General features: G+C 66.4%; 11 protein-coding genes. 9 read left to right on the top strand and 2 right to left on the bottom strand.

Features of this window, described 5'->3' with window-relative positions; genetic code table 11:
* Nucleotides 1-73: 73 nt before the first annotated feature.
* Nucleotides 74-1177 carry a porin gene (locus U0034_RS11455; protein ID WP_085228093.1) on the bottom strand — a complete coding sequence of 368 codons (1104 nt, stop codon included), beginning with the start codon at nucleotides 1175-1177 and terminating at the stop codon, nucleotides 74-76.
* A gap of 557 nt (nucleotides 1178-1734) precedes the next feature.
* The gene (locus U0034_RS11450) at nucleotides 1735-2211 is read right to left on the bottom strand and encodes a hypothetical protein (RefSeq protein ID WP_139831159.1); all 477 of its coding nucleotides are present in this window, start codon (nucleotides 2209-2211) and stop codon (nucleotides 1735-1737) included.
* A gap of 281 nt (nucleotides 2212-2492) precedes the next feature.
* On the opposite strand from U0034_RS11450, the gene U0034_RS11445 reads away from it, so the two are divergent.
* The 9 genes from U0034_RS11445 (at nucleotide 2493) to U0034_RS11405 (ending at nucleotide 12493) form a co-directional block, all read left to right on the top strand.
* A complete protein-coding gene (locus tag U0034_RS11445) occupies nucleotides 2493-3503 on the top strand; it encodes a bile acid:sodium symporter family protein (protein ID WP_085227728.1) in 1011 nt (336 codons plus the stop codon).
* A 359-nt stretch (nucleotides 3504-3862) separates the two neighbouring features.
* The gene (locus U0034_RS11440; RefSeq protein ID WP_085227727.1) at nucleotides 3863-5113 is read left to right on the top strand and encodes a GGDEF domain-containing protein; all 1251 of its coding nucleotides are present in this window, start codon (nucleotides 3863-3865) and stop codon (nucleotides 5111-5113) included.
* A gap of 230 nt (nucleotides 5114-5343) precedes the next feature.
* On the top strand, nucleotides 5344-7206 hold the full coding sequence (locus U0034_RS11435; RefSeq protein WP_085227726.1) for an EAL domain-containing protein: 1863 nt from the start codon (nucleotides 5344-5346) through the stop codon (nucleotides 7204-7206).
* Nucleotides 7207-7528: 322 nt separating this feature from the next.
* A complete protein-coding gene (locus tag U0034_RS11430; RefSeq protein WP_085227725.1) occupies nucleotides 7529-8572 on the top strand; it encodes a LacI family DNA-binding transcriptional regulator in 1044 nt (347 codons plus the stop codon).
* Nucleotides 8569-9894, top strand: a complete 1326-nt coding sequence (locus U0034_RS11425; RefSeq protein WP_085227724.1) for an AGE family epimerase/isomerase — start codon at nucleotides 8569-8571, stop codon at nucleotides 9892-9894. The genes U0034_RS11430 and U0034_RS11425 overlap by 4 nt, the downstream gene beginning before the upstream one ends.
* A complete protein-coding gene (locus tag U0034_RS11420; protein ID WP_085227723.1) occupies nucleotides 9891-10811 on the top strand; it encodes a carbohydrate kinase family protein in 921 nt (306 codons plus the stop codon). The genes U0034_RS11425 and U0034_RS11420 overlap by 4 nt, the downstream gene beginning before the upstream one ends.
* An 86-nt stretch (nucleotides 10812-10897) precedes the next feature.
* A complete protein-coding gene (locus tag U0034_RS11415) occupies nucleotides 10898-11119 on the top strand; it encodes a hypothetical protein (RefSeq protein WP_085227722.1) in 222 nt (73 codons plus the stop codon).
* A gap of 111 nt (nucleotides 11120-11230) precedes the next feature.
* Nucleotides 11231-11476, top strand: a complete 246-nt coding sequence (locus U0034_RS11410; protein WP_085227721.1) for a hypothetical protein — start codon at nucleotides 11231-11233, stop codon at nucleotides 11474-11476.
* A 57-nt stretch (nucleotides 11477-11533) separates the two neighbouring features.
* Nucleotides 11534-12493, top strand: a complete 960-nt coding sequence (locus U0034_RS11405; protein ID WP_085227720.1) for an ion channel — start codon at nucleotides 11534-11536, stop codon at nucleotides 12491-12493.
* Nucleotides 12494-12625: the final 132 nt, after the last annotated feature.

Raw genomic sequence — 12625 nt, 5'->3', positions numbered from 1 at the left:
TCGCGGCGCCGTTTTCGCGGCAAAGCCGGCCACTGAGGCACCCGGCTCGGGCCGGGCTCGGCCTCGCCGCCGGTCAGAACTTCGCGCGAATGCCCGCGCCGACCGTCTGCCCGGTCGACAGACTGCTTAGTTGGTCGTTCATATAGGCCGCGTAAATGTCCGTGCGCTTCGAGAGCGGATAGTCATAGCCGACGGCCCAGGTGCGCCGCGTCTGGTCCAGCCCGCCACCGTCGCGCGAGTATGCGTAGGAGGCCATGATCGTGCCGGGGCCGGCCGGCACGGTCACCCCGCCCTGCCCGGTGTTGACATGCCAGCTGCCGCCGACGATCCGATCATTCTTGGTATACATGTACTGCGCGTAGAACTTCACGAATTTCAGGTCGTAGGTGGCGCCGAGCTGCGCGACGCTCTGGCTCTTGAACGGTACGACGGTGCCGAACGCCGGCGGCGTGACGAGATCGCCGGGACTGCCGTTGAAGTTGACGTACTGAAAGACGCCCGTTGCGGCAAAGGGGCCATGGAAGTACAGCACCTGCGCGCTCCACTTCTTCGCGCCGTTCTTGCCGGCCTGATTGCCGAGACCGTACATGACGCTCCCCGACAGCCCACTGAAATCGGGCGTCGAGTACTGCACCGCGTTGTTCCAGCCCGAATCGCCGACCACGCCCGTGTCGGTCGTGTAAGTCGCACCGGTCGGAATCGCCGTATTGCCGAGGAACACGTGATAGACCATCGGCGAGAACGTGTACGAGTCCGTGAACGGGTTGAACAGGATCGTCGAGACGAAGAGCTGCGTCGTGAGGCGCCCCATCGTGAACGTACCGTACGGCGACTGGATGCCGACATACGCGTTGCGCGCGAAGAAGGTGTCGCCCGTGAAGCGGCCGTAATTGCCGCTTTGCGGCAGGAAGAAGTCCTCCAGCGTGAAGATCGCCTTGTAGCCGCCGCCGAGGTCTTCCGCGCCCTTCAAGCCCCAGTACGAGGTGGACATGCCGCCGCCGCCCACCACCCACGAGCGCTGACCGCCCGGGAATTGCTGCATGCCGACCCAACTGTCGACCTGGCCGTAAAGCTGGACGCTCGACTGCGCATAGGCGGCCGAGCTGGCAGCAACGATGCCGGCCACGGCGGCCGATCGGAAGCTCGTCTTCAGCACGCGGCTGACCGTGTTTTTCATGAGATCTCCTGTGTTTTGTGCGGAAATGATGAAGCGTGCGACGCGCGCGAGCGAAGCGCCGGAGAAAGCTCGGACGCGAATGTCATCCGGAGCCGGGCCATCGTCACGGACCATTTTTCCCGTCAAAAACGAGTTTGCTTATTGCCGGTATAGCGTTTCGCATAACCTCGCCGGCGTCGCATCGGGCGCACCGTATCCGCCTGCGTCGCGCGCGACGCTGCGCGCCGCTGTGGGCGGGTCGGGACGGTGCCGGCCGGTCAGGCGCAATAGTGACGCACGGCCGCGCGCCGACAAAATAAATTCGTCGGACGAACCGCTCGAACCCTCGCGGGCGAGCGCTTCGGACAAAAAAGTGTGGCGTCTTTGCATCACGCGGGCGCGTCCGAGGGCCGCCCGCTCACCGCTCGCGGCAGTGCCGCCATCGGGGGGCCGCTGGCGAGCCGCGTACGCTGCGGCGCCGCGAATATCGCTGCCGTGGAAGGCGGTGCATGGACTCGGGCACGCGAAGACGGCCGATTCCCGGGTGGATTTGCCGGACGACTAGAGCGGAGAGCGGGTCAGTTGCGGTAGAGCGACGGGTCGGGCAGGCGCGAATTCGGTCCGGCCGGACGCGGCGGCGGACGACCCGTGACGCGCTCCTCGTTGTAGCGAGTCACGGCGTCGCGAATCGAGCCGGATCGCATGTAGGCCGAGTTGCCCGGGGGGCGCGGCGCGTTGCGCGCATCCTGGGCGATCGAGCGATAGGGAATGCCGCCCGCCGAGGGCGCCGCGAGGCGTCCCTGCTTGCGCCGATCCGTGCGCGGGCCGGACCGGGCTCCGCGGCGATCGGCATACGCCGCGTTCGCGGTCTGATAGACCTTGGCGCCGGGGGGAGCGACTGGTGGGCGCGTAAGCGCGTTCAGCGTCAGCCCGCTGCCGGGCGGCCGAAAGCTCACCTGGGCCGGATGCGGCTGCGCATGGACGAGCGAAACCGCTGCCGCGCAAAGCACCGCAGCCGTCCAACGCCCAATGGTGTCAAAATGCCAGTCCGCCATGATCGTCCGCCCGCCTCGCCCGGCACGGCTATGCCGTCTTTTACCGCAAGGTGATCGGAAGATAGGCCTTCCCCGGGCGTGTCCAGCTGTAATTTATGGGTGGGCCGGGGATGGTGTCGAGGCAAAAAGTGTTAGGTGGCATTCGGCGTTGTAACGCGTTGTTACCGCTAGTGGTAACGTGGCGTCTTTTTCCGCCGATGTGGCGGCGCGAGATGCCGCGCGAGGCCCGCGCCCTTCGCTGTGCCCGCGATGCATCGTGCCCCGTATTTCGAGAAGCTCACATGCCCCGCCTGCCCCGTTTGCCGTTGTTGATCCCCGACAATTTCACACTCGCGCTCATCGGCACCGTCGTTCTTGCGAGCGTCGTGCCCTGTCGCGGTGAAGCAGCCGTTGCCTTCAACGCACTGACGAACGTTGCCGTCGGCCTTCTCTTTTTTCTGCACGGCGCCAAGCTTTCCCGCGAGGCCGTGCTCGCCGGCGCGACTCACTGGCGCCTGCATGCGCTCGTGTTGGCGAGCACTTTCGTGCTCTTCCCGTTGCTCGGGCTCGCGTTGAAGCCGCTCGTCTCCCCGCTGCTGCCGCCCGCGCTCTATATGGGGGTGCTGTTCTTGTGCACGTTGCCCTCGACCGTGCAGTCGTCGATCGCCTTCACCTCGATCGCGAAAGGCAACGTGCCGGCGGCCGTCTGCGCGGCGTCTGCCTCGAGCCTGATCGGCATCTTCGTCACGCCGGCGCTCGTCAGCCTGATCGTGACCGATCACGCCGCAGGTTCACGCTCCGCGTGGCATACCGTCGGCGACATCGTCGTGCAACTGCTCGTGCCGTTCGTGGCCGGCCAACTGCTGAGGCCGCTCATCGGCCCCTGGCTGGACCGCAACCGGCGCGTGCTGCGCTTCGTCGATCAGGGCTCGATCCTGCTCGTGGTCTACATGGCGTTCAGCGAAGCCGTCAACGAAGGGCTCTGGCATCAGCTGTCGGCGGCCGCGCTCGCGGGCCTGCTGCTCGTCAACGCCGTACTGCTCGGCGCGGCTTTGCTGATCACGGCATGGGCCAGCAAGCGTCTGCATTTCAATCGCGCCGACCAGGTCACGATCGTGTTTTGCGGCTCGAAAAAGAGCCTCGCGTCGGGCATTCCCATGGCCAAAGTGATTTTCTCGGCACAGGCCGTGGGCGCCGTCGTCCTGCCGCTGATGCTCTTTCATCAGATGCAGCTGATGGTATGCGCCGCGCTCGCCCAACGTTGGGCCGAGCGCGCGAGCCGGGAGACCGGGCCCGCAACCGGGGCGCGATAGGCGCGTGAGTCGGGTGCGTCGGCAAACCACATTCATCATATGAATATGGTTTGCCGACGCACTTTCCAACAAATCATTTCTTGTCGGCTTTTATTTAGCCGAGCGTAACGGCAAACGTTTGCCGATTCGACTGAAAATCACCTCTTCGCAATTTGTCGCCTGAAACGGCGAGTATTGCCGAAGGCCGCCCAAGCGGCCTCCCCACTGTCAGCGCGGAGGGCGGCGCACTGCAGAACTAACACGATTAATAAATATCGTAAAAACCGTCGCCTCCGTTATTTCGCACCATTAGAATGACGCCACTGCACGAATGACTCGTGCAGCGCAAGCCGAAGTTGCACATCGAAGAGAGAAAATAAATGAGCAGCGAGGATCGGTCTGGCGAGGATCGTCATGGCGCGGCCGAGCGGCCTCGCCGAAAAAGGCGCTGGCGGGGGCGACGCGCCACGACGATCGAAACGCCGCAGGATATACAGTCATTCGGCAACTACGCCGCGGACAAGCTGTGGCCCTCCCTGTGCGCGCAGCTCACGACGGCGCTGACCGGCTACGTCGTGCTCGTGCTCGGCGATGCCTGGCTCGGCAAAGTCGGCGCAGGCGAGTCGGCCGTGGCATGGAGCGCACTGCCGGCCATGCCGATGGGCGCTGCGCTCGTCGTGGCATGGAGCAAGCGCGGCGGCATTCGCGCAACCATCGCAGCGCTCGTTTTCATCGCCTCGCTCGAAGCCGGCCTCGTACTGCATGCGCTGCTGCGCGGCGCGGGACCGTCGCTGTTGCTGCCCGCCTTCGCGCTGATCCCGCTCACGTTCAGCCCCGTGCTGCTGTTGCGCTGGGACTTCGCCGGGGCGGCAGCGCTCTCGGCGGCCGGGCCGCTTGCGCTGATCCTCGCCGGCGAGCCGCCGGGTGCGGAGCGCTACGGGTTGTTGCTCTCGATGCTGATCGCCGTTTCCACGAGTATCGTCACCAATCTCTTCGCACTGCGCTCGCAGCAGAAAAGCTTCCGGCTCGAGCGGCAGCTGCGCTCGTTCGCCGATATCGACGAGCTGACCCAACTGCCGCGCCGCCGGCGCGTCTTCGAACTCGGGCGGCGCATCCTGCATCGTGTCGATCACCACGGCCAGCCGCTGTCCGTGCTCTACATCGATGCGGATCACTTCAAGTCCGTCAACGACCGCTTCGGCCACGACGCCGGCGACCGCGCCCTGCGCGCCATCGCGCGGCAGATCCAGGAGAGCCTGCGGCCGAGCGACGTGTGCGGACGCTTCGGCGGCGAGGAGTTCGTCGCTCTTTTGCCGGCCACCGACCAGCACGACGCGGCGCGCGTGGCCGAGCGCTTGCGCAAGCGCGTGGAGGAACTTCGCCAGCACGAAGTGACGCTCACGATCAGCGTCGGCGTGGCCCAGCACGTGCACGGCGAGCAGATCGACCGCGTGATCCGGCGCGCCGACGCCGCGCTGCTCGCCGCCAAGGATCGCGGGCGCAACCGCGTCGTTATCGCGGCGTTGCCGCCCGAGCCCGAGGCTGCGAACGCCGGGGCTCAGGGCGTGCCCGCCGCGGCGCGCGAAGCCAGCTCCGGCGCCCGCGCCGACATGAGCGCCGCGCCCACTTGACCCCGACCGGGCCTCCGGCCCGGCCTCCTCCCGCACCGATTTCGAATTTGCGTTTCTGGCGGCCGGCGACCGGCGCACCGGCGGCCGGTGCGGCCAGGAATCGTGCCAATCGGAGAACGAGCCCCAAGCCAACGCACCACTCCGGTGCAACGCTTCACGAAAAATTCACTTAACTATCAAGGCCGCCGGTCGTTAAGTCGATAGTTCCACCTCTACGGCTTGAATCCGTCATGTCATTACGTCTTGCGCCCTCGCCGTGCGCGCCGAAGGTCGCCGAGCTCATCGAAGCGGGTGCGCTTTCGGCCGTCTTTCAGCCGATCGTCGACTTCGACGGGGGCACCATCCTCGGCTACGAAGGATTGATCCGCGGCCCTGCCGGTACGGCACTCGAAACGCCGGGCGAGCTCTTCGCGCAGGCGTCCAGGGAAGGCCTCTCGGTGGCACTCGAGCACGCCGCTGCCGAAACCTGTGTGGCCGCTTTCGCCGGCCTGGGCTGCGAGGGAAAACTCTTCCTCAACTTCAGTGCCGAAGCGATCGTCGCGCTGGGCGCCACGCGCGAGCGTGTCATGAACTGGCTCGGCCGCCACGGCATGCCGATGGAGCGCATCGTGCTCGAGCTGACCGAGCAATGCGCGATCGACAACGTCGCGGGCTTCGAGCCGGTCGTCGCCGCGCTGCGCGAGACGGGCGCACAATTCGCCCTCGACGACTACGGCACCGCCAACGCGAGCATGAACCTGTGGGTCCGCCTGCAGCCCGACGTCGTCAAGATCGACCGGTTCTTCATCGACGACATCGCGAACGATCCTCTCAAGTTCGAGGCCGTGCGCGCGATGCAGCGCTTCGCGAGCGCGAGCGGCGCACGGCTCGTGGCGGAGGGCATCGAGAAGGAGGCGGATCTCATCGTGGTGCGCGACATGGGCATCGCGTTCGGACAGGGCTTTTTCTTCGGGCGCCCGGCCGCCCACGCGCCGTGCACGATCGACGGCGCCGTGAGGGATGTGCTCGACGCCGCCCACATCGCGGTCTTTCCCGGAGCCACGCGCAGCCCGCTGCCCGGCTCGCCGTCGGGTGGGGTTGCCGCGGCCAAGATGCTCGTCGCGGCCCCGGCACTGCCGATCACGGCGACCAACAACGAAGTGCTCGACCTCTTCAACCGGCTGCCGGCGCTGCACGCGCTCGCGATCGTCGAGAACGACGAGCCTGTCGCACTCGTCAATCGCCGCAGCTTCATGGACCGCTACGCACTGCCCTATCATCGCGAGCTCTTCGGCAAGCGCCCGTGCCTGCTGTTCGCGAATGCATCGCCCGTCGTCATCGAAAAATCGATGACGGTCGAGCAGATGGCGAAGCTGCTCGCGAGCGACGATCAGCGCTATCTGGCCGATGGATTCGTCATTACCGATCAAGGCAGGTATCTCGGGCTCGGCACGGGCGAAAGCCTCGTGCGCGCAGTGACCGAGGTGCGCATCGAAGCCGCCCGCTATGCAAACCCGCTCACGTTCCTGCCCGGCAACATCCCGATCAGCTCGCACATCGCACGGCTCGTCGAGCATCGAGCGCAATTCCATGCCTGCTACGTCGATCTCAATCACTTCAAGCCGTTCAACGACCGCTACGGCTACTGGCAAGGCGACGAAGTGCTGAAGTTCGCGGCGGCCGTGCTCGCCGATGCCTGCGACCCCACGCGCGATTTCCTCGGTCACGTGGGCGGCGACGACTTCCTCATCCTGTTCCAGAGCGAGGATTGGCCGGCGCGCGTCCAAGCCGCAATCGACGCCTTCAATTCGGGCGCGCTGCGTTTTTATGCGGACGAGGACCGCGAGGCCGGCGGCATCCACGGCGAAGACCGGCGCGGCAATCCAACCTTCTTTTCGTTCGTGACGATGGCCATCGGCTGCGTTCGCGTGAATTCCGCCGCGGGCGCCCGCTACGGCAGCGAGGAAATCGCCTCCGTGGCGGCGCTCGCCAAGCATCGCGCCAAGCAGGAGCCGAGCGGCTCGTTTCTCATCGACATCGACGAAGGCGCCGCGCTGCTTCACATGCACGAGCCCGCGTTCGGCGGTGCCCGTGCCGCGGCGATGGCCGACTGAGCAAACGCGAACGCGCCGCCGCGCTCGCATGGCGGACGCCCTCCGGCGGCGTCCCGCCCCGCCCGCTTCTTCCAGCTTCTTCCCACTCCTTCCTGTTCCCCCCTCCCCTCGCCGGTCCTTCTCGCCGCGCGCCGCCCCCCAACGGCTCTGCCTGCCTGCAATCCGGCCTTGTTTAGTCATTTTTACTAAACAAACATTTGTTCTAGAATTCAATCGGTATATGGGGTTCAGGGAATTCCCCGAACCGATATGGGCAGTTTTCCAGGATTTTTACTATACAATCGCGGACATTCGAAAAGAGGGAATCGAGGGCGCTCGATCGATGACGACGACCATTCGCGACATTGCCCGCGCAGCCAATGTGTCGATCGGCACGGTGTCGCGGGCGCTCAAAAACCAGCCGGGCCTGTCCGAGGCAACGCGCACACGCGTCGTCGAAACGGCGCGCCGCCTTGGCTACGACGCCGCGCAGTTGCGTCCGCGCGTGCGGCGTCTCACGTTCGTGCTGCACCGCCAGCACAACAATTTCGCGGTGAGTCCGTTCTTCTCGCACGTGCTGCACGGCGTGGAAAACGCCTGCCGCGCGCGCGGCATCGTTCCGTCGCTGCTCACGGCGGGGCCGACCGAGGACATCGCCGAGCAGTTGCGGCTGCACTTGCCCGATGCCATTGCGGTGGCCGGCTTCATCGAGCCCGAGACGCTCGCGGCCATCGGCGCCATGGGCCGGCCGCTCGTGCTGATCGATCTGTGGGCTCCGGGCCTGCGCTCGGTCAACCTCGACAACGGCGCGGGCGCCGCACTCGCGATGCGCCACCTGTTCTCGATGAATCGCACGCGCGTGGCCTTCATCGGCGGCTCGCTGGCCCATTACAGCATCGCCCAGCGCGCGCTCGGCTACCGCCGCGCCTTCTTCGAGGCAGGCCTGCTTTTCGACCCTTCGCTCGAAACCATCTGCGACGCGAGCCTGCCGGCCGCCGCGGGCGCGGCGCTCGCAATGCAGCGCCTGCTCGATGCACACAGCCGCACGCCGCTCGGGCTGCCGAACGCGGTTTTCGCCAGCAACGACGTGACCGCCCTCGCGGCAATGCAGGTATGCCTCGCACGCGGCTTGCGCGTGCCCGAGGACATCGCGTTCGTCGGCTTCGACGATATTCCGGCGGCCGCTCACGCGTCGCCCTCGCTGACGACGATTGCGGCGGACAAGGAAGCGCTCGGCGCCCGCGGGGTCGAACTGCTGCTCGACGACTCGCCCCCCGGATACGAAGTGCTGCTGCCCGTCGAGCTCGTCGCGCGCGCGAGCACGATCGGCGCGGGCGCGCCGCCTGCGCGCAGCACGGCAGACGTTCCATCGGAAACGACACCATGACGAAGCTACCGAATACGAACAAGACGACGAGAACCGCGAAGCCGCTCGACGGGCTGCCTGGCCCCGTGCACACGAACGCCACGGTGCCGCCCGTCGACGACTTCCGCGATCGCGAATTTCTGCTCGGGCACGTGGCCGACACGCTCGCCTTCTACGCACCGACCGTTCACGACCCATCGGGCGGCTTCTATCACTACTTCAAGGACGACGGCACGGTGTACGACCGCGTGCGGCGCCATCTCGTGAGCAGTTGCCGCTTCGTCTTCAATTACGCGATGGCCTATCGGCACTTCGGCGATCCGCAGTACCTCGAATACGCGCGCCACGGCCTCGCGTTCCTGCGCGAGGCGCACTGGGACCCGCTACATCGCGGCTACGACTGGGAGATCGAGTGGCGCAACCGCGAAAAGCGCACGCTCGACGCCACGCGCCACTGCTACGGTCTCGCGTTCGTACTGCTGGCGCAATCGCACGCTGCCGCCGCCGGAATCGAGGAAGCGCGCCTGCAGATCGCCGAAACGTTCGAGCTGATGGAGCACCGCTTCTGGGATGCCGCCGCCGGCCTCTACGCCGACGAGGCAACGCCGGACTGGCATGTGTCGACCTATCGCGGCCAGAACGCGAACATGCACGCCACCGAGGCGTTGCTGGCCGCTTACGAAGCCACGGGCCATCTCGTCTACCTCAATCGAGCCGAGCGCATCGCGACGAACATCACGCAGCGGCAGGCGAAGCTCTCGCACGGGCTCGTCTGGGAACACTTCCATGCCGATTGGTCGGTCGACTGGCACTACAACGAAAGCGACAGCTCGAATATTTTCCGGCCGTGGGGCTTTCAGCCCGGGCATCAGACCGAGTGGGCGAAGCTGCTGCTGATTCTCGAGCGGCACCGGCCGCTGCCGTGGCTGTTGCCGCGCGCGATCGAACTGTTCGACGCGGCCTTGACGCACGCATGGGACGACGAGCACGGCGGGCTCTATTACGGCTTCGGCCCCGACGGCACCGTGTGCGACCACGACAAATACTTCTGGGTGCAGGCGGAGACGCTCGCCACGGCCGCCCTGCTCGGCCGGCGCACCGGCAGCGAGCGATTCTGGGACTGGTACGACGAGATCTGGCGGTATAGCTGGGCGCATTTCGTCGATCAGCGCTACGGCGCCTGGTATCGCATCCTGACGTGCGACAACCGCAAGTACACCGACGAAAAGAGCCCCGCCGGCAAGACCGACTACCACACGATGGGCGCCTGCTACGAAGTGCTCCACGCACTCGACGAAGCCTCCTCGCCCGTTACCGATGTTCAACCGAGCGAGCAACCATGAGCACGAGCCGCCATTCCGGTTTTCCCCTCTTCGTGAGCGCAGGCGACATCCTCACCGATCTCGTGCGCCAACACGACTCGCAATGGGTTTCGCACCCCGGCGGCGCGGGGTGGAACGTCGCGCGTGCCGTGGCACGCCTCGGCGTGCCGAGCGCCTTTGCCGGTGCGATCGGCATGGACTGTTTTTCCGATACGCTCTGGCAGGCCAGCGCCGCCGCCGAGCTCGATCTGCGCTTTTTACAGCGCGTCGAGCGCGCGCCGCTGCTCGCGATCGTGCACGAGGCGCATCCGCCGGCTTATTTCTTCATCGGCGAGAACAGCGCCGATCTGACCTTCGATCCCGAACTGCTGCCCGAGGGATGGACCGACGCGGCGCGCTGGGCGCACTTCGGCGGCATCAGCCTCGCGCGGCAACCGCTCGCGGCCACGCTGGTCACGCTCGCAGCCGATCTGCGTGCGCGCGGCGTGCGCATCAGCTTCGATCCGAATTATCGCAACCTGATGGCGCACGGGTACCGTCCGACCCTCGAGGCCATGGCCGCGCTCGCCGATCTGATCAAGGTCTCGGACGAAGACCTGCGCTGCCTCTTCGGCACCGATGAACACGCGGCGCTCGCCGAACTGCGTGCACTGAACCCGCAGGCGGCCGTGCTCGTCACGCGAGGCCCGCATGCGGCCACGCTGCTCGCGGGCGAGGAGACGATCGAGGCACTGCCGCCGCGCGTCGAGGTGGTGGACACGGTCGGCGCCGGCGACGCGTCGATCGGCGGTTTGCTGTTCAGCCTCATGCGCTGGCCGCAGCGCGGCTGGGGCGCGCATCTCGGCTTCGCGCTGGCCGCGGGCGCGGCTGCCTGCCGCCGCGCCGGCGCGCATTCGCCGACGCTTGACGAAGTGGTGGCGCTGCTGCCGGCCGAGTAAAACGGCGGCGAAGACGCCGTCTCATTGATCCCCGATGCCCGTGCTAGGATGCAAAGCATCCACTCGATGAGCGAAGGAGCGGCATCATGGACGACGTCACCTACACCAAGGGCATCTACACGGCGACCGTGACGGTACGACAGCTCGACGACGGGCAGTTCCAGGGCGTCGTCTCGCTCGCCCGCGACGATGCGACCGAACTCGAGACGACCGCCTACGAGGTCGACGCTCCGAATGCGACGGCCTCGGAGGCGCTCGAGGAAGCCAAGGCGCTCGCGCACCGCATTCTCGGCGAAATCGAGCTTTAGCGCCGCGCGCGGCCAGGCGCCGCGGGCACTCCCGCCCTGCGCGCCGCGTCGCGCCCCATCCGGCGCATTTTCCCGAATGCTCGCCGGCAGCGCCGGCGGTAGGAGGAGAACATGACCGAGCAACTCTATCTCTACGGTGTCTATTCCATCCACGTGCGCCCGCTGGCACTGCAAGGCACACGCTGGGACGCCGAGTACGAGATCCGCCACCTCGAAAAGCCCGTGCAGCGATGGACGACGATCGGCGGCGACGACGGTTATTCGAGCGAAGGCGAAGCGATCGAAGCCGCGCACGAGCGCGCGGTAAGCGACATCGAGCACGGCGCCGGCGTACCGAAGCCCCGTTCGTTTCCCTGATTCGCCCGCGATCAACCCGTGTTACGCTCTGGCGCGATCCGAACCCAGGATGGCGCCATGCAAGCAAACACGCGAGAGCAGACCGGAGTCCCAAACGAGCAGGCAACCAGGCGGGCCCGCGCCGCGCGTGCGGCAAGGCACGGGCACGGACGCGGGCGCGGGCGCGTCGTGCGGACGCAAACGGGTACGATCGTCACGCACGGGATGCCCGCGACGGGCATGCTCGACCTCTATCACCGTGCGTTGACGGCGCGCTGGCCCACGTTCTTCGCGTCGCTCGCGGCGTTGTTCCTCGTGCTCAACGCCGCATTCGCGGGCCTGTACCTGCTCGGCGACGCACCGATCGTCAATCAATCGCCACCGGGCTTCCTCGGCGCCTTTTTCTTCAGCGTGGAGACGCTCGCAACAGTCGGCTACGGCGACATGCATCCGCGCACCGCTTACGCGCACCTAATCGCGTCGCTCGAAATCTTCACGGGCATGTCGAGCATCGCCTTGGCAACCGGCCTCATCTTCGTGCGCTTTTCGCGCCCGCGCGCGCTCATCATGTTCTCGCACTACGCGGTGGTCCAACCGATAGACGGCAAGCCGACGCTGATGGTGCGCGTGGCGAACGCGCGGCAAAACGTGATTGGCGAGGCCGGCGCGAAGCTGCGGCTCATGCGCTACGAGACAACGCCCGAGGGGTACCGCGTCTGGCGCATCGCCGACCTTGCGCTCGTGCGCGACCGCCATCCGATCTTCCTGCTCGGCTGGAACCTGATGCATGTGATCGACGAGACGAGTCCGCTTGCGGGCGAAAGCGCCGAAAGCCTCGCCGCGAGCCGCGCTTCGCTGATGCTTCATATCGAAGGCGCGGACGAAACGACGACGCAGTCGATGGAAGCCCGCCATGCCTGGTCGCACGACGAAATCCGCTGGCAGCATCGGTTCGTCGATCTCCTTTACGACGACGAGGACGGTATGCGCCATATCGACTACACGCATTTTCACGACGTCACGCCCCTCGACCAATAGGCGGCGCAGCCCTCCCTATGCACGCCCGGCGCACCACGCTCGCCGGCGGCAGCCGCTACCCTGTTTTTTCGATTTGTGCGCTGCGGCGCATGGTCTCACTCCTGAAACGCGGCTTTGACGCAGGAACTGCCC

Source organism: Trinickia caryophylli, from assembly GCF_034424545.1.
GTDB classification, from domain to species: Bacteria; Pseudomonadota; Gammaproteobacteria; order Burkholderiales; family Burkholderiaceae; genus Trinickia; species Trinickia caryophylli.
The sequence above is the reverse complement of the archived record's forward strand: the minus strand, read 5'-3'. Positions and strand labels throughout refer to the sequence as shown.